Origin of the sequence: Pseudomonas sp. NY15364 (assembly GCF_048068235.1) — a bacterium.
GTDB classification, from domain to species: Bacteria; Pseudomonadota; Gammaproteobacteria; order Pseudomonadales; family Pseudomonadaceae; genus Aquipseudomonas; species Aquipseudomonas mendocina_D.
In genome coordinates, this window is the sequence record NZ_JBLUPX010000006.1 from 163,629 (window position 1) to 186,717 (window position 23,089).

Here is a 23,089-nt window from a genome sequence, read left to right on the forward strand (position 1 = left end):
ACCCGTCCTACCGTCGACTCTGCCAGGCAGCCGCCAAGCCGCTCAGGCAAATGATCAGAATGCCCACCAGAGCCGTCGAGTCTGGCAGGTGGCCGAACACCAGCAGGCCCAACAAGCCGGCAAAGACGATCTGCACGTAACCGAAGGGAGCCAGTATTGCTGGCGCGGCATGACGAAATGCATGAGTCAGCAATAGATGCGCGGCCATACCAAAGCCACCGAGTGCCAACATCATCAAACCGTGCGTGAGGCTGGGCACATGCCAAAAGAATGGCACCAGAGCGCTCATCACCAGTGTATTTACCAACCCAGCGAGAAAATTGCTGGTGGTGGCGCTATCGACCTCGCTCAAGCGACGGGTCAGCAGTTGATAGAAGCTGAAGCAAAGGGCTGCACTTAGCGGGAGTAGGACCGCTGGAGTGAACAGGCTTCCACCAGGGTGCACGATAACAAGTACTCCAACGAAGCCTACGCTTACCGCGACCCACTGACCAACGCTGACACGCTCCCCCAAAAAAGGCACGGAAAGCGCCGTCACTAGTAGAGGCGCCAGAAAGATCACTGACGTAGCCTCAGCCAGTGGCATGTACATAAGCCCAGTCGTGAACAGCAGGCTGACCCCCAGCAGGCAAAGCGCCCTGAGTGCCTGTAGGAGTGGTCGCTTGGTACGCAGAACGCGCAATCCCGATCGCGGCAGGAAGATCCCTGCCATGAGCAATGTGTGAACGAGATAGCGCGCCCAAACGATCAGGATGATCGGATAGAACCCCGACAGGTACTTGGACATGGCGTCATGGCTGGCGAACATAAAAGTCGCCACGACCATAAGGCCAATTCCCTGAAGTGGACGGTTGGCACCTGACAACGGAAGGGAGGTCATTGATTACTCGACGCGCCATTGCAGCGCACATGATTAGCAAGGCAACTAACTATATGCCTCCTTGAGCCGCCCTGCCAATCACAGGTTCCACTTCCAAGAAAGGCGTCAACTCACCTTGACCACACTTGGCTGACCGAACGATCAGCCATATGCTGCACTCTTTTTGTGCGAGCCTGCTCGATGTCCCTGTTCGATCTACTGCTGCTGGCCCTCGCCGGTTTCGCCGCTGGGGGCATGAACGCCCTGGCTGGCGGCGGCACCTTCTTTTCCTTCCCCGCCCTGCTCGCCGCCGGCCTGCCACCGGTGACGGCCAATGCCACCAACGCAGTCGCATTGTGGCCGGCCAGCCTGGCCGGTGCCTGGGCCGCGCGCGCCTCGTTGCGGCCGCTGGGTCGGTATCTGCTTCCACTGCTGCTGGCCGGCCTGGCCGGCGGCCTGCTCGGCGGTCTGTTGCTGCTGGCAGGCGGCGACGATGTGTTCCGCGTGCTGATCCCCTGGCTGTTGCTGGCCGCCACTGCGCTATTTGCTGCCAGCCCATGGTTGGGACGCTGGCTGGCGGAGCGGCGCAAGAACAAGGCATCCGCACACCCACCGCATACGCCACTGTCGCTGGGCGCGCATATCGGCGTATCGATCTACGGCGGCTACTTCGGCGCCGGCATGGGCATTCTGCAGCTCGCCGCGTTCTCCATCGAAGGTCACCCGCTGGCCCGCGCCAACGCCCTTAAGAACCTGATTTCGGCAGTCATCTACAGCATCGCCACACTGACCTTCGTCATCGCCGGCCGGGTCAGCTGGTACGAGCTGGCCATCCTGCTTACCGGCGCCACCATCGGCGGTTATGTCGGCGGCGCACTGGGCGAGAAACTGCCGCCTGCGTTGCTGCGCAGCTTCGTCATTCTGGTCGGCAGCACGATGACGCTGTACTACTTCTGGAGCACCTATCTAGGATAGGCCGTAGGGTGCGCCGTGCGCACCATCGCGGTCTTGTTGGTGCGCACAGCACACCCTACGCAGAGCCCAGTTCCGAAGCACATTCCGGGGCCCGCTGATTTGCCCGAGTGGCGCGGCTCTGCTAGTGTCGCGCCCGTTCCAGAATCAGCGAGAACCCGCACCATGGCCCGCAAGAAAGCCGCTCCCGACTTCGAACACTCCCTCGCCGAGTTGCAGACTCTGGTCGAGCGCCTAGAGAGCGGCGAGCTGTCGCTGGAAGACTCCCTGACCGCCTTCGAGCAGGGCATCGGCCTGACCCGCGAATGCCAGGCCGCGCTGGCTCAGGCCGAGCAGAAGGTGCAGATCCTGCTGGAGCGCGATGGTGAGTTGCAGCCCGCCCCCTTCGATACGGACGAGTCCGCATGATCGCGGCGTACCAGAAGCGCTGCCAGACCCGCGTCGACACCGCACTGGAACAGCTGTTCCAAGCACCGCGCACAGAACTCGAACGGCTCTACCAGGCCATGCGCTACAGCGTCATGAATGGCGGCAAGCGCGTACGCCCGCTGCTGGTCTACGCCGCCTGCGAAACCCTCGAAGGTGATCTCGAACGTGCCGATGGTGCGGCCTGCGCAGTGGAGCTGATTCACGCCTATTCACTGGTGCATGACGACCTGCCGGCGATGGACGATGACGACCTGCGTCGCGGCCAGCCGACCACGCACAAGGCCTTCGATGAAGCGAGTGCAATCCTTGCCGGCGACGCTTTGCAAAGCCTGGCCTTCGGCGTACTCGCCGACCGCCGACGCAACCCGCAGGATGCCGACACGCGCCTGCAGATGATCGAACTGCTGAGCCAGGCTGCAGGCCCGGCCGGTATGGTTGGCGGCCAGGCCATCGATCTCGGCTCGGTTGGCCTGCAACTCGACCAGCAGGCGCTGGAAGTCATGCACCGGCACAAGACCGGCGCGTTGATTGAGGCCAGCGTGGCACTCGGTGCCCTGGCCAGCGGCAGCACCGACGAACTGGCACTCAAGGCCCTGCTGCAATACGCCCGCGCCATCGGCCTGGCCTTTCAGGTGCAGGACGACATCCTCGACGTGGAGAGCGATACCGCCACCCTGGGCAAGACCCAGGGCAAGGACGAAGCCCACGACAAGCCCACCTATCCCGCCCTGCTCGGCCTCGATGCGGCCAAGGACTACGCACTGGAACTGCGCGACCAGGCCCTGCACGTGCTGCGCCCGTTCGGCAACAGCGCCGAACCACTGCGCGAGCTGGCACGTTACATCGTCGAGCGGCGCAGCTGACCGACGCATGAAGCGCGCCGTTGCTCTGCTCGTTCTGCTCAGCGCCAGCCAGGTCTGGGGCATGGACGGGCAAGGCAACTCGACCGACCATTTCACCGTGGGTAGCAGCCTCGGTACCGCCGGCATCACTGCCTCCACCAGCAATTCGCTGCGCCCCTACCAGAGCGCCCGTGACGATGCCCTGGCCTACGTCGCCTCGGCGGGCGATATCCGTGGCGCCCGGTTGGAACATGCGTTGCGGCAGTACCGCCGTGACCAGCCAGATGTAGCTAGCAGCGACATGCACTTGGCACAGGCCATCGCCTCATTGCGCTGACCCGAGCCACTCGCGCCATCACTCCAATCTATGTCGGCATGATCGCCACATGAGGCTTGCTTTACCCCTCCAGCCAGTTACCTAAGATGGCTCCATAACGACAAGACGTCTGGAGCCGCCATGCCCTTCCCCGCCCTGCTGATCGCCAACCGCGGCGAGATCGCCATTCGCATCGCCCAGGCCTGCGCCGACCTCGGCATCCGCAGCGTTGCGGTGTACGCCGAAGACGACAGCGCCTGCCTGCATACCCGCAAGGCGGATCTGGCATTGCCGCTCACAGGACGTGGCGTCGCGGCCTACCTGGACATGGATCAGCTCATTGCCATCGCCCGTGAACAGGGCTGCACGGCCATCCACCCCGGCTACGGCTTTCTCGCCGAGAACGCCGAATTCGCCCGCCGTTGCCAGGCCGCTGGGCTGACCTTCGTAGGGCCTACGCCCGAGACGCTGCAACTGTTCGGCGACAAGGCCGCCGCCCGTGATCTCGCCGAGCGCTGCAATGTGCCCCTGGTACCCGGTATCAATCGTCCAGTGACGCTGAAGCAGGCCGCCGCCTTTCTCGCCGAACACGGCAGCGTGATGCTCAAGGCCCTGGCCGGCGGTGGTGGGCGCGGTATGCGTGCAGTGGACGATCCGGAGCAACTGGCCGAGGCCTTCGCCCGCTGCACCTCGGAGGCCCAGGGCGCCTTCGGCAGTGGCGCGCTGTACGTGGAAAAGCGCGTGCGCCGCGCGCGGCATATCGAAGTGCAGGTACTCGGTGACGGCAGCGGTGCGGTCAGCCACCTGTGGGAGCGCGACTGCAGCCTGCAGCGTCGCCACCAGAAGCTGGTGGAGATCGCGCCAAGTCCCGATCTGGATGTAGCCACCCGTGACGCGATCATCGCCAGCGCCCAGCGCCTGGCGGCCGAGGTGCAGTATCACGGCATCGGCACCTTCGAATTCCTGCTCGACCTCGACCAGCCGGGGCGCTTCTATTTCATGGAGGCCAACCCGCGCGTGCAGGTGGAGCACACCGTCACCGAGCAGGTCACCGGCATCGACCTGCTGCACACGCAATTGCACCTGGCCGCCGGCAAAAGCCTGGCCGAGCTGAACCTGCTCACGCCACCGGCGACCACCGGCTATGCCGTGCAGGTGCGTCTGAATCTGGAGACCCTGCTTGCTGATGGCAGCGCGCGTCCGGCCAGCGGCGTGCTCGGCGCCTACCAACCGCCCAGCGGCCCCGGCCTGCGCGTGGATGGCTGCGGCTACGCCGGTTACACCGTCAGCCCGGCCTACGACTCGCTGATAGCCAAACTGATCGCCAGCGCCAGCGACTACCCCGGCGCCCTGCGCCGCGCCTACCGCGGGCTGTGCGAGTTCCGTATCGACGGCGTGGCGAGCAACCTGCACCTGCTGCAGAACCTGCTGCACTGCGAGGCGGTGATCTCCAATCAGGTCGACACCACTTATGTCGAGCGCCACTTGGGCGAGTTGCTGGCCCCTCGCGAGCAGGCCCATCCACACCGCTACTTCGCCACCGATGCGTTGCTGCAAAGCGCCAAAGCCAGTGTCGATGCACCGCCCGGCACGCTGGCACTGAGCGCCCCCAGCGCCGGCGTGCTGGTCAGCCTGGCGGTGGCAGAAGGCGACGCAGTGGCCGCCGGCCAGGCCATCGCCGTGCTGGAAGCGATGAAGATGGAATTCGAGGTCAAGGCCGAGCACAGCGGCATCGTCCGCGCACTGGCCGTGGCCCCCGGTGACGCCATTGGTGAGAGCCAGGCGCTGGCGTTTCTGCAGCCGGCCGAGGTGGATGGCCTCGCCGAGCACGGCGAGCAGGCGGTCGACCTGGCGCATATCCGCGCCGACCTGGCCGAAGTGCTGGAGCGCCACGCGCGCCTGACCGATGCACGCCGTCCCGAAGCCGTGGCGAAAAGGCGCAAGACCGGCCAGCGCACCGTGCGGGAAAACCTGGCGGACTTGCTCGATACAGACAGTTTTATCGAATACGGCGCCATGGCCCTGGCCGCCCAGCGCCGTCGGCGCTCACCCGAGGAACTGCTGGAACTGAGCCCGGCCGACGGCCTGGTCGCCGGTATCGGCACGGTGAACGCCGCGAGCTTCGGCGCCGAGGCCGCGCGCTGCATATCCATCGCCTACGACTACACGGTATTCGCCGGCACCCAGGGGGTGATGAACCACAAGAAGACCGACCGCATGCTGGCCCTGGCCGAGCAGTGGCGCCTGCCGGTGGTGCTGTTCGCCGAAGGCGGCGGCGGCCGACCAGGCGATACCGATTTCGTCGGCGTGGCCGGACTGGACTGCCACACCTTCGTCGCCATGGCCAAACTCTCCGGCCTGGTGCCGACGGTGGGCGTGGTCTCCGGCCGCTGCTTCGCCGGCAACGCCGCGCTGCTCGGCTGCTGCGACGTGATCATCGCCACTCGTAACGCCAGCATCGGTATGGCCGGCCCGGCGATGATCGAAGGCGGCGGCCTGGGCAGTTTCACCCCCGAGCAGGTCGGCCCGACCAGCGTGCAAGGCCCCAACGGAGTGATCGACGTGCTGGTGGAAGACGAAGCCGCAGCGGTCGCCGTGGCCAAGCAGTACCTGGGCTATTTCCAGGGCCCGCTGAGCGACTGGCAGTGCAGCGATCCTCGCGAGCTGCGCCATGTGATCCCGGAAAACCGCCTGCGCGTGTACGACATCCGCCAGGTGATCGAGCTGCTGGCCGACGATGGCAGCGTGCTGGAACTGCGCCGCCAGTTCGCCCCCGGCCTGATCACCGCGCTGATCCGCATCGAGGGCAAGCCGTTCGGGCTGATTGCCAACAACCCCGCACACCTGGGTGGCGCCATCGACGCCGTGGCCGGCGACAAGGCCGCGCGCTTCCTGCAACTGTGCGAGGCGCATGACCTGCCCATCGTCTCGCTGTGCGACACCCCCGGTTTCATGGTCGGCCCAGAGGCGGAGAAGCAGGCCACGGTGCGCCACGTCTCGCGCCTGTTCGTCACCGCCGCCAGCCTCACGGTGCCCTTCTTCACCCTGGTGCTGCGCAAGGGCTACGGCCTTGGCGCCCAGGCCATGGCGGCCGGCAGCTTCCATTCGCCACTGTTCACCGCCGCCTGGCCCAGCGGCGAATTCGGCGCCATGGGCCTGGAAGGCGCGGTGCGCCTGGGCTTCGCCAAGGAACTGGCAGCCCAGCCGGACGAGGCCGCGCGCCAGGCGCTGTTCGACAAGCTGGTGGCCAAGGCCTACGACAACGGCAAGGCGCTGAACATGGCCAGCTATCTTGAGATCGACGCCGTGATCGACCCGGCCGACAGCCGCGCCTGGCTGCTGCGCGGGCTCAACGCGGCGCCGCGTCCGCCCCGGCGTGATGGCAAGAAGCGCCCCTTTGTCGACACCTGGTAGGGCCTCCGTGCGCGAGCGCTGGCTTGTCGCACGGGGCGTGAAGCTTGCAGCCACCTTTTTCGGGTAAACTGCCGCATCTTTTTACACCTATAACGATTCGCCTGATGCCGACCACTTTCCACGAGATCCCCCGCGAGCGCCCGTTGACGCCGCTGCTCGACAGCGCCAACACGCCCGACGAACTGCGCCGCCTGGCCGAAGCGGACCTGGAAACCCTCGCCGACGAACTGCGCCAGTACCTGCTCTACAGCGTTGGCCAGAGCGGCGGGCACTTCGGTGCCGGCCTCGGCGTGATCGAGCTGACCATCGCCCTGCACTACGTCTTCGACACCCCCGATGACCGTCTGGTGTGGGATGTCGGCCATCAGGCCTACCCGCACAAGATCCTTACCGGTCGTCGCGAACGCATGGGTACGCTGCGCCAGAAGGACGGCCTGGCCGCCTTCCCGCGGCGCAGCGAGAGCGAGTACGACACCTTCGGCGTCGGCCACTCCAGCACCAGCATCAGCGCGGCGCTGGGCATGGCCATCGCCGCCCGTCTGAAGGGCGAGAAACGCAAGAGCGTGGCGGTGATCGGTGACGGTGCCCTGACCGCCGGCATGGCCTTCGAGGCGCTCAACCACGCCACCGACGTCAACGCCAACATGCTGGTGATCCTCAACGACAACGACATGTCGATCTCCAAGAATGTCGGCGGCCTGTCCAACTACCTGGCCAAGATCATCTCCAGCCGCACCTACGCCAGCATGCGCGAGGGCAGCAAGAAGATCCTCTCGCGCCTGCCCGGCGCCTGGGAAATCGCGCGCAAGGTCGAGGAACACGCCAAGGGCATGCTGGTGCCCGGCACCCTGTTCGAAGAATTGGGCTGGAACTACGTCGGCCCGATCGACGGCCACGACCTGCCCACCCTGGTGACCACCCTGCGCAACATGCGCGACCTCGACGGCCCGCAGTTCCTGCATGTGGTGACCAAGAAGGGCAAGGGCTTCGCCCCGGCCGAGGCTGACCCGATCGGCTATCACGCCATCACCAAGCTGGAACCACTGACGCCGACCCCGGCGCCGAAGAAAGCCAGCGGGCCGAAATACTCCAACATCTTCGGCCAGTGGCTGTGCGACATGGCCGGGCAAGACCCGCGCCTGGTCGGCATCACCCCGGCGATGAAGGAAGGCTCCGACCTGGTGGACTTCAGCGAGCGCTTCCCCGAACGCTACTTCGACGTCGCGATTGCCGAACAGCACGCCGTGACCCTCGCCGCCGGCATGGCCTGCGAAGGCGCCAAGCCGGTGGTGGCGATCTACTCCACCTTCCTCCAGCGCGCCTACGATCAGCTGATTCATGACGTGGCGGTGCAGGACCTCGACGTACTGTTCGCCATCGACCGCGCCGGCCTGGTTGGCGAAGACGGCCCGACGCACGCCGGCAGCTTCGACCTGTCCTTCCTGCGCTGCATCCCCGGCATGCTGATCATGACGCCGAGCGATGAGAACGAACTGCGCCGCATGCTCACCACCGGCTACCTGTTCGACGGTCCGGCCGCCGTGCGCTACCCACGCGGCAGCGGCCCCAACGCGGCACTTGACGCCGGCCTGGAACCGCTGGAGATCGGCCGCGGCGTGGTTCGCCGTCAGGGCCAGGGCATCGCCCTGCTGGCCTTCGGCGTGCAACTGGCCGAGGCTTTGCGTGTCGGCGCAACGCTGAACGCCACCGTGGTCGACATGCGTTTCGTCAAACCGCTGGACACAGCCCTGCTGCGCGAGCTGGCCGGCAGCCACGGCCTGCTGGTGACCCTCGAAGAGAACAGCATCATGGGTGGCGCCGGCAGTGCGGTCAGCGAGTTTCTCGCCAGAGAGAACCTGCAGACGCCGGTGCTGCATCTGGGCCTGCCGGACAGCTATGTCGAGCACGCCAAGCCGAGCCAGATGCTTGCCGAATGCGGCCTCGACGACGCCGGCATCGAAGCGGCCATTCGCGCCCGCCTCGCCCAGCTGCAAGGCTGACCATGGTTCACGCCGGGTGCCCCGCACCCGGCGCCGACCACTGCCCACCTCTCACGCTCTAACCCTCTGCATAAACGACAAGCGCCAGCCTGCCGCGCCCATCATTCGGCGTCAGGCTAAATAAAGAAGACGTGAGAGGAATCAGCCGAGCTGACGCGGAATGCGGTACAGCAGGTGGATAACCACGCTGGAGAAGGTCAGCAGCACCAGCGGCACGGCTTCCAGCCCGGCCAGCACCGCCAGCGCGGCAATCCAGGCCGGCAACGCCGCGCCGAGCAGCGCGCGCATGCGCACGCGATCGAGCAGCAACCAGGCCGCAGGCTCGGCTTCGCTATCGAGCGCCTTGCCGGTGGTGATCAGGGCGCGTTTGTAGGCATGGAACAGCGGCAGGCTGAGAAACATCGACGCCATGCCAGCGATGAACAACGGCATGGCCAGCACCGATGGCCGACCATCACCGAACAGCAGATTGAGCACCAGTACCGGCGCCACGGCGACCAGCACCTGACGCCACCAGGCCAGAGCCAGACGGCGCTTGACCTGGCCTCGCGTCACGCAGCGCCCTCTTCACCCTGGTGTACCTGACCGAGCATGTGCCCGAGCTTGCCGGCCTTGGTCGCCAGGTACTTGCGGTTGTGCGGGTTGTGCCCGACCTGCAGCGGCTTGCGCTCGGCTACACGCAGGCCAAAACCTTCCAGCGCCTTGACCTTGCGCGGGTTGTTGGTCATCAGGCGCAGGCTCTGAATCCCCAGGTGCTCCAGCATCGGCGGGCACATGGCGTAATCACGCTGATCAGCACCAAAGCCCAGACGCTCGTTGGCTTCTACCGTATCGGCGCCGCCATCCTGCAGCTCATAAGCACGAATCTTGTTCAGCAGGCCAATGCCACGACCTTCCTGACGCAAGTACAGCAGTACGCCACGGCCTTCCTCGGCGATGGCCTGCAACGCAGCTTCGAGTTGCGCGCCGCAATCGCAGCGCAGACTGAACAGCGCATCACCGGTCAGGCACTCGGAATGCAGGCGACCCAGCACCGGCTCGCCATCGGCCACATCACCGAAGGTCAGGGCCACGTGTTCCTTGCCAGTGGCTTCATCGAGGAAACCATGCATGGTGAACACGCCAAACGGGGTAGGCAGTTGGGAGGCGGCGACAAACACGACGGACACCGGATACTCCTGATCAGAAGATGACTTAGCGGGGCGCTAGTGTACCAGCAATCACTCTGGCACCACGCAAGAGAGCGCCACAACCTTGCAGCTAACCGACGGCAAGGCGTAGAGTATGAACATCCCTGGGGCGGCAAAACCAGAGATGGATGCAGCTCACAGTTGAGAAAAATTCCGGTTCACAGCTCATGTAGCCATGTGACACTATCCATTGGGTACAATTCTGGATCACGCCGCGTGCCCACGCGCATGCGGCCGAAATACGACTATTGCCTCTCAGAGAGTCCTGCTATGGAAAGTGCGTACTCAACAAGCAATCGAGGTTTTACCCTGATTGAAATGATGATCGTGATTGTGATCATCGCCGTCTTAGCGGCTATTGCACTCCCCGCCTACAGCGGCTACATCACCAAGAGCAAGATGAAGGCCGCACAAAGTGACCTGGTATCACTTGGCCTAGCCTTGGAAAATCGCTTCCAGCGCCAGCTCTCCTATCCGACATCCACCACCAGCACCACCGAAGCGACTGCCACCGCAGCAGGCAACAACTGGCAGGCATCAACCGCCAGCGATTTCGACTTCAAAATCAGCGCTGCCGACAGCACCAGCTACACCATCACCGCAACCGGCAAAAGCGGTTCTCTCAGCAACTGCGTAATCAGCCTGACCCAAAAAAATGACCGCAGCACGTCCGGCTGCCCCTACGGCGATGATAAATGGCTATGACTAGCAAGCCACAGGGTTTTACCCTCATCGAGATAATGATCACGCTGACTGTATTGGCGTTTTTGCTATTTCTCGGCGCCCCGCTGACCAGCGCCTGGACCAACGGCGCACAACAACAGACAGCCGCAAGCTTGCTGCGCGAAGGCATCGGTCGCGCCAAAGCACAAGCACTGCGCAACCCAGGCGGTGTGCGCAACGCCGATGAGCCCGCGGCAGCTCTGTGTTACAGCAACCAGACATTGGTGCTCTATCGAATAGACAGACCCAATAGCGGCACTGCCAGCGTCAACTGCGCTGCCACCAGCAATATCATCTGGTCTGCCGCACTTCCCAGCAAGCCTGCCGTAAAACTCAGCGATGACAACAGCTTCAGCTGCAGTGCCTTCAACAATCAGGGACTGCCAATCACCGCTGGCAACACCTGCACTACTCTAGATCTCCAAATAACAGTGACTACGCAGGATGCGATCAATGTCCCGCTTATCTAATACTCCGCTTAAACAGCGTGGCGACATTCTGCTCGAGTCGCTGATTGGCATCGTACTGATGGCCATTGTCGGCCTTGGCCTGGTTTACAGCGCCTCTCGCGTAGCAGTCAGCCAGAAAGACATGAACCAGCAGAATATCGTCGTCAGCCAGATGCGAGCACTTCTGCAGCAGCAAGGCCGCGCCCTGTGCAGTGGTAGTACACCAAGCATCTCGATCCCGCCAAACGAATCCATCGAACTCACAGTGCACTGTTCTGATGCCCCAACGACCGTGACTGTCGGCAGCTTGGCAGTCGATGTGGGATCAGGAATTCGCTGGATTTCCCTGGAGACAGCAGCCAAGCACAACGGGCGTTTTGGCGGCCCGATCCGTGTGGGTGACGCCCAGTGAACAGGTATCAACAAGGCTTCAACCTAATCAGCCTGATGGTCGGTATGACGCTATCGCTCATCAGCATCATGGCCATGTTGACGCTCTACAAGAATCTGGTCATCAACGCCGCAATCGCAACCCAGGATGCACGCCAGGACGGCCAGGTGGCCTCGGCACGCCTGACCTTGCAGCGCGAACTGCAAAGTGCTGGCTACGGTATGTCCCCCGTGCTGAACACTGATCTGGTATTGCTCAAAAGCTCGACACTATCCACCAATACTCTGAGCGGCCAACAAATCACACTCCCCAGCAATGAACGCGGCAACGCATTGCTATGGCGCTATGAGGCGAATAGTGGGGCAGTCTGCCGGGGGATTCTGAGCATTGGAGGCTCGCTCTTCATGCTGGCAACCAACTCCTGCAGCGGCAGCCTTACATCGCGGACATGGACAAGCACGCCCCTGATCGCTGCATCAGCAGCAGGGCTGAATGACCTGGCAAACTTCTCCAGCGCCGTCGATGGCGCAGCATTTTCTCTCGAATACGAAAACTGCTGGCCTTATCAGAAAGATGATCGCCCGCTCAGCTCTCATCTGACCGCAACACTGGTCACCAACCTAACGAACAGCACCACTGGATCAGTTACATACAGCGATGCCAACCAGACCGCTGTCTGTCTACCGAACTTCCCCAGGCCATAACACGAGTTGACGAACATGACGAAGCATGTCGATTTCCATCCCCGCGCCCGTCAACGCGGTATGGCCACAATCCTTATCGTGCTGCTGGCAGGTCTTTCGATCACCGCCACCACGCTCGGGGTCATGTACACAGTACGCAGCACGCAAGACCAGCAAATGGCCACCCATGCCAGCACGGAAGCCGAATCACTCGCGTGGACAGGCGTGGAACTGCTCCGCCTCTACCTGACCAAGGCCGACCTCGACCAAGTAGAAGCCCTCACCCTCAATAGCAACCTCATTAGCGGCGACATCGGCAATCGCATCAGCGCCGCCAGAGTTGCAACCACAGCCAATGAAAGCAACGTCCCAACTGGCAGTCCGGAGCGCAACTTTGCTTTTGAGGTAACAGGCAAAACCGACTTGGCCAGCAGTACACTCCGAGTGGTTTACAGCGTGACAGGAAGCAACGGCAACAGTGGGCCAAGGCCCGGAGGCGACGGCGGCGGCGGCGGCGGAACCATGAACATCTATGACAACCTGACGCTCAGTGGCGGCCTGACATTCCTTGGTGGCAGCAATGTGTCACTCAACGTTGAAGGTTCAGTCAACATAGGCGGCGGTGTCAAAGGCGTTAACGTCATGCGCGCCACTGGTGACATTACAGTCAGCGGCGGCACAGAACGTATCCAGGAACTGTTCTCCAACGGCAACATAACCCTCACAGGTGGAGCGACTGCCACTCTGGTATCGGCTCTAGGCGACATTACTGCCAGCAGTGGTGGTAGCCAGGGCGTATTGAATTCCAATGGAAATATCACGATCAGCAACGGCACAGTGGAGGCAGCCAACTCACTGGGCAACATCATAGTATCCAGCGGTTCCAATCAAGGAGCGCTGACCGCCAAGGGGACGATAAACATAAGCAACGGCGGCAAGACAGCCACTGCCAATGCTGCCGGCGATGTGACCGTCACCGGGGGGTCTGTTGGCATCATCAGAACTGAAGGGAATGTCACCTCCAGCCGAGATGTGGATCAAATTCATGCTAACGGTAGCGTCGTCTCCGGCGGTTCGAATAGCGGCATCATCAGAGCAATCGGCAATGCCACACTAAACGGCTCGGGATCACGCGATGTTGAAGTCAAAGGCTCGGTCTTCGTCAACAGCGGCAGCCTCAGCAGGGTACGCGCAGAGAAGAACCTGACATTCAATGGTTGGGGCTCAGCCACCGGCATTATCGGCGGTACTCTGAGTAAAGCAGAGCAGTGGAACAACAACGTCAACGTAACCATTCAACCGGGACTGGCAGTCACCCTTACCCCTGTACAGATTGCCCTGATGACACCCCTGCAGCCTTTCAGCCTTACACGCCCGACCGTTGATGCACGCCCTCTAGAGAGTGCAGCCAACTATGTATTCAAGTACGTAGGCGGCAAAGAACAGATCACGGTCAAGAATGTGAATGGACTCGCTGATGGTAATTACCGGCTAGGCAAGATCAAGAAAGCCTATACCGACAACTGGGGCTACCTATGCAAGGAAACTGACTCAAGTGGTTTCTGCATACCTGAGTGCTCACCGATAACCAACGGCAATTGCCAAGGCACAGGAATTGAAGCCCTCAAACTCTTCTGCCATGGCCAATCCCTGCAAAACAAATGCATGTCCTACAACCAAGGCACACAGACTTGGACGCTAGAGGGTAGCCAGAACAATCAAGTCATTGCGCCTGGCGTACTTTGGTTCGAGGGTAACCTTACACTAGGCAATGGCCTTTATCGCGGCACAATGCTGGCGACAGGAAATATAAACGCGGCATCAGGTAGCGTCAGCACCTATGCCACCAACCACGCGGGTTACGCGAATAACTGCCAAAACAGCCTGTATGGAACGCTCTACCCAACCAACTATTGCCAGAATGGGGCATTCCTGAGCAACCCTGTTGGCAACATTGCGCTTCTGGCCGGTAGCTACAACGGTACGGAATACCAAGGTGGCAATATCTCCGTCGGCAGCAGTACGCGAATTTTTGGTGATGTGATTGCAGGCAATCAGATTAGTGGTGGCGGCGGCGCCACTGTTCAAGGCTACATCACTGCGGCAGGTCTAGGCAGCTCAACCAGCAACAGCCTCAGCGCTGGCTTGACTATCGATCTACGCAATCTTCCTGCCAGCTATACGCCAGGGGAGATTCCCGACATGGGAGGGGACAGTGGTAACAATGGCGGACAAGGTGAAGACAACATCGTGAAGCTACTCTGGATTCGTCCTGTTTAAACGAATCCAAGGTACATATCACTCAGTCAAACGGATAAGGAAATCTCCACCGAGTAAAGAGAGGCCTCAGCTCGCCACTAGCGATCAGCTCTTCCATGCGCTGATCGTATAGAGTTGCCAACTGGTGCCCACGCGGAGTATCAGCAAAGCCGAGAAACAATGGCAGACGGGTCAGTTCGGTTATGCGGTAGCGGCTGCGGTCGACTGACTCGCTCAGTACGTCTTCGACCTCAGGGGCAGCATCGATGTAGAAGTCGGCGTGGCCGAGGTCGAGCATGCCGAGAATGCCGCCACGGCGCTGCACTTCCCGGAAGTTGTGGATGTTGGGCAGATACTCGTCATAGCCATAGCCACGCACCCATGCCAGGCGGTACTTGCCCAGGGTTTCCAGAGTTGGAATAGGCTTGTCGAGCAGACCCAACGCGACGATATGGTCGTTGTCGTAGTGCATCCGCGGGTAGAACACTCGATCCGTGACCTCGTCCCGGTAGGCCCCCACCCAGGCATCAGCTTCACCACGTTGCACCAGGCCAACCGCACGGGTGTAAGGCACGTTATGAGTACGCAGCGCAACGCCGGCAGGCTCGAATACCTTGCGCATGATGTCCCAGCCCAGACCGGTGCCATCAGCATTGGTGTACCCCTTCCAGCTCTCGGCAGCCAGGCGAATATCGTCGGGCAGCGCTTGCTCAGCCTGAGCTCCAGCCAACACGCCAGCCAGTAGCAACGCCATCAGGCACTTGCTCATCATGGCCATGCTCTCTCCCTAGAAGCCAAACTCAGCAGCATAATTTGCCCATCCCCAGACCAGTCCCTGCATGGTCAACCAGGCGAATACCCCGGCAATGATGTCGTCGAGCATGATGCCAAAACCACCATGCACATGCCGATCAATCCAGCGAATCGGCCAGGGCTTGATGATGTCGAATGCACGAAACACAAGAAAGCCTAGCAGCAACCAGAGCCAACCTTCGGGCACCAGCCAGAGGGTGATCCACATGCCGACCATCTCGTCCCAGACGATACCTTCGTGGTCGTGCACGCGCAGGTCTTCGGCCACCTTGCCGCACAGCCAGAAGCCGAACAGCATGGTCACGCCCAGCATCAGCCAGTAGCCCCAATCCGGCAGCATCTGCCACAGCGGCACGAACGGCAGCGCCACCAGCGAGCCCCAGGTGCCGGGCGCCTTGGGCAGAGTGCCGGAGCCGAAGCCGAAGGCGATGAAGTGCCAGGGATTGCGCCACACCGAGGGCGGTACGTATTCGGCGGGAACCTGGTTGGGGTGATCGGTCACACGCACTCCGTCCTGTCAGAAATGTTGGTAACCGCCACGCGGCGGCTCGATGGGCTGGCCGGCGGCGTCCAGCAACTCTACCCCAGTACCGGCCTGCACACGGCCAATCACCCGTATTTCGGGCCAATCGGCCTGCAGATCGGCGAGCAGGGCTGGCGGTAGGGTAAAGGCCAGTCGGTAGTCGTCGCCACCACCGAGCGCGCAGAGCCGTGCCTGCTGCTCGCCGGCAAAGGCGCGCAGCGCTGCAGACAGCGGCACACGCGCCAGCTCAATGTGCAGGGCGACCTGCGAGGCGTTGGCGATATGCCCGCAGTCAGCGAGCAGGCCGTCGGAAATATCCAGTGCTGCCGTGGCTCGGCCGCGCAGTGCCTGCCCCAGGGCCAGTTGCGGTTGCGGCGACCAATAACGAGCCAGCAAAGGCTCGGCGATTTCAGGCGTTGCATCACGCTGAGCCAATACCAGCGGCAGGGCGCCAGCGGCGTCGCCGAGCTCGCCGCCGACGCACAGCAGATCACCCACCTGCGCACCGCTGCGCAACAGTGCCTGCCCGGCCGGCACACGGCCGAACACGGTCAGCGTCAGGCTCAGCGGGCCACGCGTGGTGTCGCCACCGACCAGCGCCAGCGAACAGCTCTGCGCCATCGCCTGCAGGCCGCGAGCGAACTCGGCCAGCCAGGCTTCACTGGCACTAGGCAGGGTCATCGCGAGGGTAAAGGCCAGCGGCGTAGCGCCCATGGCGGCCAGATCACTGGCGGAGACGGCCAACGCGCGTTGACCGAGAAGAAAGGCATCGCAGGCATCGGGGAAATGTACCCCGGCAACCAGCGTATCGGTGGACACCGCCAACTGCTCACCCGCCGGCAATGCCAACAGCGCGCAGTCATCACCAATACCGCGAACCACGCCGTCACCACCCTGCGCACAGGGGGCGGCGGCGAAGTAGCGACGGATCAGCTCGAACTCACCCATGAGCCGGCAACGATCTGCCGTGGGCCGGCCCTGCACAGTTCAGGCAGGGCACGGGAGCGCAGGATCGTGAATCGAGCATCTCAGCGGGCCTCAGCGCTTGTTGGCGCTTACTTCGGCGGCGCGCAGCGTCGGCGCGAGCTTGTCGAGAATGCCGTTGACGAACTTGTGCCCGTCGGTAGCACCGAACACCTTGGCCAGCTCGATACCTTCGTTGATCACTACCTTGTAGGGTACGTCGACGCGGTTCTTCAGCTCGTAGGTGGACAGGCGCAGGATGGCCAGTTCGACCGGGTCGATCTCTTCCAGTGGGCGATCGAGCAGCGGGGCGAAGGCGCCGTCGAGTTCGGTCTTCTGCCGTGGCACGCCGTGCAGGATCTCGTGGAAGTAGGCACCGTCAACCTTGCTGAAGTCATTGTCGACGCGGAACTGCGCTTCGATCTCGTTTAGCGGCTGCCCGGCGATATGCCAGGAGTACAGGGCCTGCATGGCCAGAGTACGGGCTTCGCGACGAGCGAGAATCTTGCCGCTGGGGCCTTTCTTGGCCGGCTGGCCGTTACCGGAGCTCACTTGGCCTCCAACTGCGCCAGCAGGCTGACCATTTCCAGGGCAGACAGCGCAGCTTCGGCACCCTTGTTACCCGCCTTGGTGCCGGAACGTTCGATGGCTTGTTCGATGGAGTCGACGGTCAGGACGCCGAAGGCGACCGGTACGCCATACTCCATGGACACCTGGGCCAGGCCCTTGGTGCATTCGCCAGCGACGTATTCGAAGTGCGGAGTGCCGCCACGAATGACCGCACCGAGGGCGATGATCGCCGCGTATTCGCCACGCTGGGCGACCTTCTGGGTGACCAGCGGAATCTCGAAGGCACCCGGCGCACGGATGAGGGTGATGTCGCTTTCCTGCACGCCATGGCGCACCAGGGCGTCGATGGCGCCGCTGACCAGGCTCTCGACGACGAAGCTGTTGAAACGGCCTACCACCAGGGCGTATTTGCCCTGCGGGGCGATGAAGGTACCTTCGATGGTCTTCAGGGTCATGACGGGTCTCACATGGGTTAAAGAGCCGGAGCGCCTTGCGCTCCGAAAATAAAATTCGTTTGTCAGCGTAGCCCGGATGCAATCCGGGGCCAGTGTGCCGATCTTCCCGGATTTCATCCGGGCTACGTGCTTTAGCTCCCCTCTCCCGCTTGCGGGAGAGGGGTCGGGGGAGAGGGCATGCGATATACACCGAAATACCCTCTCCCGCCCTGCGGGCACCCTCGGCTTGAGCATCCTGCGTCGCCCTACCTCCTGCATCCATGCAGTCGTCTCCCAGAGGGAGAGGGTCATCAGCTTTGGCCCTTCGGGCCGCTTTTAATCAGCCGGCAGGTATTCTACAACTTCGAGATCGAAGCCGGATATCGCGTTGAACTTCATCGGCGAGCTCATCAGACGCATCTTGCGCACGCCAAGATCACGCAGAATCTGCGAGCCCGCACCCACGGTGCTATAGGTCGCCGGGTTGGCCGGCTGCTGACGGCTGATCAGTGCCAGCAACTCCGGCCCGGTCAACGGATTGCCGAGCAGCAGCACCACGCCGCTACCCGCCTTGGCCACTTCGGCCATGGCCGCACGCATGCTCCAGCGGCCCGGCTGGTTGACCAGGAACAGGTCGCGCAGCGGGTCCATGTTGTGCACGCGCACCAGGGTCGGCTCTTCGGCGCAGATGGTGCCCAGGGTCAGCGCCATGTGTGCGGTGTCCTCGACGCCGTCACGGTAGGTCACCAGATTGAACTGACCCAACTCGGTGTCCAGCGGCTGCTCGCTGATGCGCTCGACAGTACGCTCGTGGATCAGGCGGTAGTGGATCAGGTCGGCGATGGTGCCGATCTTCAGGCCGTGCAGCTCAGCGAAGGCCTCCAGTTCCGGACGACGGGCCATGGTGCCGTCGTCGTTCATGATCTCGCAGATCACCCCGCTCGGCTCGAAACCACCCATACGCGCCAGGTCGCAGGCCGCTTCGGTGTGGCCGGCACGGGCCAGCACGCCGCCGGGCTGGGCCATCAGCGGGAAGATGTGGCCAGGGCTGACGATATCCTCGGCCACCGCATTGCGCGCTACTGCAGCCTGCACGGTGCGTGCGCGGTCGGCAGCGGAGATGCCGGTGGTCACACCTTCGGCCGCCTCGATGGAGACGGTGAACTTGGTGCCGAAACCGGAACCGTTGCGCGGCGCCATCAGCGGCAGCTTGAGCAGTTCGCAGCGCTCGCGGGTCATGGGCATACAGATCAGGCCACGGGCGAAGCGGGCCATGAAGTTGATGTGCTCGGCGGTGACGCATTCGGAGGCGATGATGATGTCGCCTTCGTTCTCGCGGTCTTCGTCATCCATGAGAATGACCATCTTGCCGGCGCGGATGTCTTCGATCAGTTCTTCAGCGGTATTGAGCGCCATCGGGGCGTCTCCTCAATTCTTCAGGTAGCCGTGTTCGGCGAGAAAGCTTTCGGTGAGGCCCGAGGCCTTGGGCTCTGCAGCCTTGTCGCCGAGCAGCAGGCGCTCCAGGTAACGCGCCAGCAGGTCGACCTCGAGGTTGACCTTACGCCCGGCCTGGTAGTCGACCATGATGGTCTCGGCCAGGGTGTGCGGCACGATGGTCAGCTCGAATTCGGCGCCATCGACCGCGTTGACGGTCAGGCTGGTGCCGTCGACGGTGATCGAACCCTTATGCGCGATGTACTTGGCCAATTCGCGCGGGGCGCGCACCCTGAACTGCACGGCGCGGGCGTTATCGGCGCGCGCGACGATCTCGCCGACACCGTCGACATGACCGCTGACCAGATGACCGCCGAGGCGACTGGTGGGCGTCAGAGCCTTCTCCAGATTCACGGCACTGCCGGGCTTGAGATCGACGAAGGCGGTACGCGCCAGCGTCTCGCGGCTGACGTCGGCCCAGAAGCCGTCGCCGGGCAATTCCACGGCGGTCAGGCAGATGCCGTTGACGGCGATGCTGTCGCCGAGTTTGACGTCGCCCAGGTCGAGTTTGCCGGTGGCCACGTAAACGCGCACGTCGCCACCTTTCGGCGTCATGGCGCGGATACTGCCGATGGCTTCGATTATGCCGGTGAACATGCGCCCTCCGGTTTCACGTTGAAGGTATTGCTGAACAGCATGGACGAACTCCTGTTTTGGTCAAAAACAGGGCAATGCCGATCGATAGGGATTTCGCGGACACGCACGAGGCGCCCGTGGAGGGAATCCCGCTCTCTCTTTATCCGGACTATACCGTCGGCCCCGGAATCGCACCGGGTCTGCTGGACCTCGCCTGGCAGGTGCCGTGGCGAGCGCTCGCGGGCTAGGTTCTACGAACCATTACCGCCGGTGGGGAATTTCGCCCCGCCCTGAGAACGTTGCGGCCATGTGAACAGCCACGTGGCGTTTTACCATATTTCTCGCCGCGACGCATGGCCCTTGCGCTATCTGGCCTTGGGCACCGCCGTAATCTGCCAGTCATCGCCAACGGCGCGGATATCGAGAATCTGCAATTCCGGCGCTTCGGCCATGCGGTTGAGCGGCAACTCGAACAACGGCCGCGCACTGGAGCCGAGCAGTTTGGGCGCGACGAAGATGCGGTACTCGTCAACCAACCCGGCACGAGCGAAAGCGCCAGCCAGACGCGGCCCGGCCTCGACCAGCACCTCGTTGACACCACGACCGGCCAGCTCCAGCAGCAGCTTGCGCAAATCGACGTGACCATTGCTGCCCGGCACGGCCAGCAGTTCGTGACCATCGGCCAGATAGCGATCACGGGCGGCGGCAGCCGCACAGGTGGCCACCAGCGCCGGACCGGCCTGGAAGAACGCTTTGCTCAGCGGCACGCGTAGACGACCATCGACCAACACCCGCAGCGGTGGTCGCGAAGCAGCCATGAAAGTGGCTTCGACCCCCAATCCCAGCTCGTCGGGACGCACCGTCAGCCGGGCATCGTCTGCCAGCACGGTGTCGGCGCCACTGAGCACCACGCTGGACTGCGCGCGTAAACGCTGCACCTCCGCGCGCGCCGCCGGGCCAGTGATCCACTGACTCTCGCCGCTGGCCATGGCCGTGCGGCCATCCAGGCTCATCGCCGATTTGACCCGCACCAACGGCAGTCCTGTCTCCATGCGCTTGATAAAACCGGCATTGAGCGCTCGCGCCTCGACCTCCAGCACGCCAGACAGCACTTCGATACCTGCATTGGCCAGGCGCAACAGGCCGCGACCGGCGACCTGCGGATTGGGGTCTTGCATCGCCGCAACCACACGACCGACACCGGCGGCGACCAGCGCATCGGCGCACGGCGGCGTACGCCCATGGTGACTGCAAGGTTCCAGAGTGACGTAGGCGGTGGCACCGAGCGCGCGCTCGCCGGCCTGACGCAGGGCGTGCACCTCGGCGTGCGGTTCGCCGGCGCGGGCATGCCAGCCCTCGCCGACGATCTCGCCGTCGCGCACGATAACGCAGCCAACGCGTGGGTTGGGATGAGTGGAGTAAAGGCCTTTGCGCGCCAACCGCAGGGCGCGCGCCATGAAGAAGTGGTCGCGCTCGCTCATCGGCTTTTCGACGGCTCGCGGGCCAGGCGTTCGATTTCCTCGCGGAATTCGTTGAGGTCCTGAAAACGGCGGTAGACCGAGGCGAAGCGGATATAGGCCACCTCGTCGAGCTTGCTCAGTTCGGTCATCACCAACTCACCCAGCACCAGCGACTTCACCTCGCGCTCGCCAGTGGCGCGCAACTGCTGCTTGATGCGGGCGATGGCTTCCTCCAGGCGCTCGACGCTCACCGGGCGTTTTTCCAGCGCGCGCTGCATGCCGGCGCGCAGCTTTTCTTCGTCGAAAGGCTGACGGCTGCCGTCCTGCTTGATCAGGCGCGGCATCACCAGCTCGGCGGTTTCGAAGGTGGTGAAGCGCTCACCGCAGGCCACGCATTCGCGGCGGCGGCGGACCTGGTCGCCCTCGGCGACCAGACGGGAATCGATGACCTTGGTGTCGTTGGCAGCGCAGAACGGACAATGCATGGTGAGGGCTGACGAATGGCGGCAAAGTCGCCATGGTAGCGCATAGCACGTCATTGAAAAATGTAAGGAGCCTTGAGATCACCTGCTTACGGCGGCAAGACAAATTAAGCTATGCCCATGCCCCGTCAAAAGCAGAACCTGCCATGAATCGATATCTGCCCCTCCTACCCATTGCCCTGAGCGGCCTGCTTGCGGCCTGCGCCGGCGAGCCCACGAGCACTGCGCCGCCACCCACTCCAGCACCTGCACAGGCAGAACCCATCGCAGCACCGATCCAGGGCCCAGGCCTGCGCGGCGAATTGCTTGGCGTCGCCGCAGGCGCCGATGTCGACCTCGCATTATTGGGCGTAGACATGCGCGGTCGCCCGCGTGCCTTGCTTGGCCAGATTCATCTGCGTGGCGACGGCGAAGCGCTGCCGTTCCATCTGCCACTGAACACGCAGCAGGCGCCTCAGGACCTGCGCCTGGAACTGCGCGGCCGCGTCAGTCAATCCGGACGCCTGGTGCAGCGCTTGCCGGCACGCACCATCGCTGAACTGAACGACCAGGACCTTGGCCCGCTGCATCTGGTGCCGGCGCCATGAAACCACCCGCACCGCTGCAGCATGCGCTCAGCGAATTACTCGGCGATGCCCGCCTGGTGGCCGAAACACTACCCGGTACAGATATCGCCCTGTGGCTGATCGATGCCAGCAACATGGAGCGCGCCTTCAACCCTGAAGAAACCAGGCGCATCCTCGAAGAGCCGCCCTACTGGTGCTTCTGCTGGGCCAGCGGCCTGGTGCTGGCACGCTGGCTCGCCGAGCGCCCTGAATGGGTACGCGGCAAGCGCGTGCTAGATTTCGGCGCCGGCTCCGGCGTAGCGGCCATCGCCGCAGCCAAGGCCGGCGCCGCCGAAGTGGTGGCCTGCGACCTCGACCCCGTGGCACTGGCCGCCAGCCGCGCCAACGCCGCACTCAACGGTGTGACGCTGAACTACTCGGACGATTTCTTCGCCGAAGCAGATCGCTACGACCTGATTCTGGTCGCCGACGTGCTCTACGATCGCGCCAATCTGCCGCTGCTCGACCACTTTCTCAGCCGCGGGCGTCAGGCCCTGGTGGCCGATTCACGGGTCAAGGATTTCCAGCATCCGCTGTACCAGCGCCTGGCACTGCTGGACGGCTGCACCTGGCCAGACCTGGCCGAGCCCGCCGAATTCCGCGAGGTCAGCCTGTATCACGCCGTGCGCCCCTTGTAACCGC

The 23,089-nt window shown here is 63.1% G+C and carries 25 protein-coding genes and 1 riboswitch; of the genes, 13 read left to right on the forward strand and 12 right to left on the reverse strand.

The window, feature by feature from the left end; genetic code table 11:
• Positions 1-7: 7 nt before the first annotated feature.
• Entirely contained in the window at positions 8-880 is an 873-nt protein-coding gene (locus ACNFCJ_RS07785) for a DMT family transporter (protein ID WP_125881368.1), read from the reverse strand.
• A 180-nt stretch (positions 881-1,060) separates the two neighbouring features.
• Between ACNFCJ_RS07785 and ACNFCJ_RS07790 the strand changes: the two genes are divergently transcribed.
• The 6 genes from ACNFCJ_RS07790 to dxs all read left to right on the forward strand — a co-directional run bounded on the left by ACNFCJ_RS07790 (position 1,061) and on the right by dxs (position 8,832).
• The gene (locus ACNFCJ_RS07790) at positions 1,061-1,834 is read left to right on the forward strand and encodes a sulfite exporter TauE/SafE family protein (protein WP_416770672.1); all 774 of its coding nucleotides are present in this window, start codon (positions 1,061-1,063) and stop codon (positions 1,832-1,834) included.
• Between the two features lie 162 nt (positions 1,835-1,996).
• Entirely contained in the window at positions 1,997-2,239 is a 243-nt protein-coding gene (locus ACNFCJ_RS07795) for an exodeoxyribonuclease VII small subunit (RefSeq protein ID WP_125835311.1), read from the forward strand.
• Positions 2,236-3,123 carry a (2E,6E)-farnesyl diphosphate synthase gene (gene ispA / locus ACNFCJ_RS07800; protein WP_416770674.1) on the forward strand — a complete coding sequence of 296 codons (888 nt, stop codon included), beginning with the start codon at positions 2,236-2,238 and terminating at the stop codon, positions 3,121-3,123. The genes ACNFCJ_RS07795 and ispA overlap by 4 nt, the downstream gene beginning before the upstream one ends.
• 7 nt (positions 3,124-3,130) lie before the next feature.
• Positions 3,131-3,439: a DUF2388 domain-containing protein gene (locus ACNFCJ_RS07805; RefSeq protein WP_416770675.1), complete on the forward strand. Its 309-nt coding sequence runs from the start codon at positions 3,131-3,133 to the stop codon at positions 3,437-3,439.
• Between the two features lie 120 nt (positions 3,440-3,559).
• Positions 3,560-6,832, forward strand: coding sequence for a carboxyl transferase domain-containing protein (locus ACNFCJ_RS07810; RefSeq protein ID WP_416770677.1), 3,273 nt, complete (start codon positions 3,560-3,562; stop codon positions 6,830-6,832).
• Positions 6,833-6,936: 104 nt separating this feature from the next.
• Positions 6,937-8,832: a 1-deoxy-D-xylulose-5-phosphate synthase gene (gene dxs, locus ACNFCJ_RS07815; RefSeq protein WP_416770678.1), complete on the forward strand. Its 1,896-nt coding sequence runs from the start codon at positions 6,937-6,939 to the stop codon at positions 8,830-8,832.
• A gap of 141 nt (positions 8,833-8,973) precedes the next feature.
• Here dxs and ACNFCJ_RS07820 read toward each other — a convergent pair whose 3' ends face one another.
• Together ACNFCJ_RS07820 and ribA are read right to left on the reverse strand one after the other, a co-directional pair.
• Entirely contained in the window at positions 8,974-9,387 is a 414-nt protein-coding gene (locus tag ACNFCJ_RS07820; RefSeq protein ID WP_206409206.1) for an MFS transporter, read from the reverse strand.
• Positions 9,384-10,001, reverse strand: coding sequence for a GTP cyclohydrolase II (gene ribA / locus ACNFCJ_RS07825; RefSeq protein ID WP_206409207.1), 618 nt, complete (start codon positions 9,999-10,001; stop codon positions 9,384-9,386). Before ribA ends, ACNFCJ_RS07820 begins: the two co-directional genes overlap by 4 nt.
• A gap of 291 nt (positions 10,002-10,292) precedes the next feature.
• Between ribA and ACNFCJ_RS07830 the strand changes: the two genes are divergently transcribed.
• Genes ACNFCJ_RS07830 through ACNFCJ_RS07850 form a run of 5 tightly spaced genes read left to right on the forward strand, consistent with a single transcriptional unit; the run spans position 10,293 to position 14,548 of the window.
• Entirely contained in the window at positions 10,293-10,727 is a 435-nt protein-coding gene (locus ACNFCJ_RS07830) for a type IV pilin protein (RefSeq protein ID WP_187272890.1), read from the forward strand.
• Positions 10,724-11,215, forward strand: coding sequence for a pilus assembly FimT family protein (locus ACNFCJ_RS07835; protein ID WP_206409209.1), 492 nt, complete (start codon positions 10,724-10,726; stop codon positions 11,213-11,215). The genes ACNFCJ_RS07830 and ACNFCJ_RS07835 overlap by 4 nt, the downstream gene beginning before the upstream one ends.
• Positions 11,199-11,606 (forward strand): hypothetical protein, encoded by a 408-nt coding sequence (locus ACNFCJ_RS07840; RefSeq protein ID WP_416770681.1) that lies wholly within the window; start codon positions 11,199-11,201, stop codon positions 11,604-11,606. Before ACNFCJ_RS07835 ends, ACNFCJ_RS07840 begins: the two co-directional genes overlap by 17 nt.
• Positions 11,603-12,289, forward strand: coding sequence for a PilW family protein (locus tag ACNFCJ_RS07845; protein ID WP_416770682.1), 687 nt, complete (start codon positions 11,603-11,605; stop codon positions 12,287-12,289). The genes ACNFCJ_RS07840 and ACNFCJ_RS07845 overlap by 4 nt, the downstream gene beginning before the upstream one ends.
• Before the next feature lie 15 nt (positions 12,290-12,304).
• The gene (locus ACNFCJ_RS07850; RefSeq protein ID WP_416770684.1) at positions 12,305-14,548 is read left to right on the forward strand and encodes a hypothetical protein; all 2,244 of its coding nucleotides are present in this window, start codon (positions 12,305-12,307) and stop codon (positions 14,546-14,548) included.
• Positions 14,549-14,570: 22 nt separating this feature from the next.
• On the opposite strand, the gene ACNFCJ_RS07855 is transcribed toward ACNFCJ_RS07850, so the two are convergent.
• The 9 genes from ACNFCJ_RS07855 to nrdR all read right to left on the reverse strand — a co-directional run bounded on the left by ACNFCJ_RS07855 (position 14,571) and on the right by nrdR (position 21,845).
• A complete protein-coding gene (locus ACNFCJ_RS07855) occupies positions 14,571-15,299 on the reverse strand; it encodes a substrate-binding periplasmic protein (protein ID WP_147812130.1) in 729 nt (242 codons plus the stop codon).
• A 15-nt stretch (positions 15,300-15,314) separates the two neighbouring features.
• Positions 15,315-15,842 carry a phosphatidylglycerophosphatase A gene (locus ACNFCJ_RS07860; RefSeq protein WP_416770685.1) on the reverse strand — a complete coding sequence of 176 codons (528 nt, stop codon included), beginning with the start codon at positions 15,840-15,842 and terminating at the stop codon, positions 15,315-15,317.
• 15 nt (positions 15,843-15,857) lie between these two features.
• Positions 15,858-16,811: a thiamine-phosphate kinase gene (thiL, locus tag ACNFCJ_RS07865; protein WP_416770686.1), complete on the reverse strand. Its 954-nt coding sequence runs from the start codon at positions 16,809-16,811 to the stop codon at positions 15,858-15,860.
• A 90-nt stretch (positions 16,812-16,901) separates the two neighbouring features.
• Positions 16,902-17,378 (reverse strand): transcription antitermination factor NusB, encoded by a 477-nt coding sequence (nusB, locus tag ACNFCJ_RS07870; protein ID WP_147812126.1) that lies wholly within the window; start codon positions 17,376-17,378, stop codon positions 16,902-16,904.
• A complete protein-coding gene (gene ribE, locus ACNFCJ_RS07875; protein WP_416645512.1) occupies positions 17,375-17,851 on the reverse strand; it encodes a 6,7-dimethyl-8-ribityllumazine synthase in 477 nt (158 codons plus the stop codon). Before ribE ends, nusB begins: the two co-directional genes overlap by 4 nt.
• A 315-nt stretch (positions 17,852-18,166) precedes the next feature.
• Positions 18,167-19,246, reverse strand: coding sequence for a bifunctional 3,4-dihydroxy-2-butanone-4-phosphate synthase/GTP cyclohydrolase II (gene ribBA / locus ACNFCJ_RS07880; protein WP_416770688.1), 1,080 nt, complete (start codon positions 19,244-19,246; stop codon positions 18,167-18,169).
• Positions 19,247-19,258: 12 nt separating this feature from the next.
• Complete coding sequence (locus ACNFCJ_RS07885; protein ID WP_024309630.1) at positions 19,259-19,921, reverse strand: riboflavin synthase; 663 nt, start codon at positions 19,919-19,921, stop codon at positions 19,259-19,261.
• A gap of 126 nt (positions 19,922-20,047) precedes the next feature.
• A riboswitch (FMN riboswitch) is annotated at positions 20,048-20,202 on the reverse strand.
• 63 nt (positions 20,203-20,265) lie between these two features.
• Entirely contained in the window at positions 20,266-21,381 is a 1,116-nt protein-coding gene (gene ribD, locus ACNFCJ_RS07890) for a bifunctional diaminohydroxyphosphoribosylaminopyrimidine deaminase/5-amino-6-(5-phosphoribosylamino)uracil reductase RibD (RefSeq protein WP_416770690.1), read from the reverse strand.
• The gene (nrdR, locus tag ACNFCJ_RS07895; RefSeq protein WP_003243991.1) at positions 21,378-21,845 is read right to left on the reverse strand and encodes a transcriptional regulator NrdR; all 468 of its coding nucleotides are present in this window, start codon (positions 21,843-21,845) and stop codon (positions 21,378-21,380) included. The genes ribD and nrdR overlap by 4 nt, the downstream gene beginning before the upstream one ends.
• Before the next feature lie 143 nt (positions 21,846-21,988).
• On the opposite strand from nrdR, the gene ACNFCJ_RS07900 reads away from it, so the two are divergent.
• Together ACNFCJ_RS07900 and ACNFCJ_RS07905 are read left to right on the forward strand one after the other, a co-directional pair.
• The gene (locus ACNFCJ_RS07900; protein WP_416770691.1) at positions 21,989-22,429 is read left to right on the forward strand and encodes a hypothetical protein; all 441 of its coding nucleotides are present in this window, start codon (positions 21,989-21,991) and stop codon (positions 22,427-22,429) included.
• Positions 22,426-23,085 carry a class I SAM-dependent methyltransferase gene (locus tag ACNFCJ_RS07905; RefSeq protein WP_416770692.1) on the forward strand — a complete coding sequence of 220 codons (660 nt, stop codon included), beginning with the start codon at positions 22,426-22,428 and terminating at the stop codon, positions 23,083-23,085. The genes ACNFCJ_RS07900 and ACNFCJ_RS07905 overlap by 4 nt, the downstream gene beginning before the upstream one ends.
• The last annotated feature ends 4 nt before the right edge of the window (positions 23,086-23,089 follow it).

Bases quoted from the DNA above. Each gene is read 5' to 3' on its own strand.
- ACNFCJ_RS07785 (WP_125881368.1), bottom strand. From the start codon at position 880: ATGACCTCCCTTCCGTTGTCAGGTGCCAACCGTCCACTTCAGGGAATT.
- ACNFCJ_RS07790 (WP_416770672.1), top strand. From the start codon at position 1,061: ATGTCCCTGTTCGATCTACTGCTGCTGGCCCTCGCCGGTTTCGCCGCT.
- ACNFCJ_RS07795 (WP_125835311.1), top strand. From the start codon at position 1,997: ATGGCCCGCAAGAAAGCCGCTCCCGACTTCGAACACTCCCTCGCCGAG.
- ispA (WP_416770674.1), top strand. From the start codon at position 2,236: ATGATCGCGGCGTACCAGAAGCGCTGCCAGACCCGCGTCGACACCGCA.
- ACNFCJ_RS07805 (WP_416770675.1), top strand. From the start codon at position 3,131: ATGAAGCGCGCCGTTGCTCTGCTCGTTCTGCTCAGCGCCAGCCAGGTC.
- ACNFCJ_RS07810 (WP_416770677.1), top strand. From the start codon at position 3,560: ATGCCCTTCCCCGCCCTGCTGATCGCCAACCGCGGCGAGATCGCCATT.
- dxs (WP_416770678.1), top strand. From the start codon at position 6,937: ATGCCGACCACTTTCCACGAGATCCCCCGCGAGCGCCCGTTGACGCCG.
- ACNFCJ_RS07830 (WP_187272890.1), top strand. From the start codon at position 10,293: ATGGAAAGTGCGTACTCAACAAGCAATCGAGGTTTTACCCTGATTGAA.
- ACNFCJ_RS07835 (WP_206409209.1), top strand. From the start codon at position 10,724: ATGACTAGCAAGCCACAGGGTTTTACCCTCATCGAGATAATGATCACG.
- ACNFCJ_RS07840 (WP_416770681.1), top strand. From the start codon at position 11,199: ATGTCCCGCTTATCTAATACTCCGCTTAAACAGCGTGGCGACATTCTG.
- ACNFCJ_RS07850 (WP_416770684.1), top strand. From the start codon at position 12,305: ATGACGAAGCATGTCGATTTCCATCCCCGCGCCCGTCAACGCGGTATG.
- ACNFCJ_RS07855 (WP_147812130.1), bottom strand. From the start codon at position 15,299: ATGATGAGCAAGTGCCTGATGGCGTTGCTACTGGCTGGCGTGTTGGCT.
- thiL (WP_416770686.1), bottom strand. From the start codon at position 16,811: ATGGGTGAGTTCGAGCTGATCCGTCGCTACTTCGCCGCCGCCCCCTGT.
- ribE (WP_416645512.1), bottom strand. From the start codon at position 17,851: ATGACCCTGAAGACCATCGAAGGTACCTTCATCGCCCCGCAGGGCAAA.
- ribBA (WP_416770688.1), bottom strand. From the start codon at position 19,246: ATGGCGCTCAATACCGCTGAAGAACTGATCGAAGACATCCGCGCCGGC.
- ACNFCJ_RS07885 (WP_024309630.1), bottom strand. From the start codon at position 19,921: ATGTTCACCGGCATAATCGAAGCCATCGGCAGTATCCGCGCCATGACG.
- ribD (WP_416770690.1), bottom strand. From the start codon at position 21,381: ATGAGCGAGCGCGACCACTTCTTCATGGCGCGCGCCCTGCGGTTGGCG.
- nrdR (WP_003243991.1), bottom strand. From the start codon at position 21,845: ATGCATTGTCCGTTCTGCGCTGCCAACGACACCAAGGTCATCGATTCC.
- ACNFCJ_RS07900 (WP_416770691.1), top strand. From the start codon at position 21,989: ATGAATCGATATCTGCCCCTCCTACCCATTGCCCTGAGCGGCCTGCTT.
- ACNFCJ_RS07905 (WP_416770692.1), top strand. From the start codon at position 22,426: ATGAAACCACCCGCACCGCTGCAGCATGCGCTCAGCGAATTACTCGGC.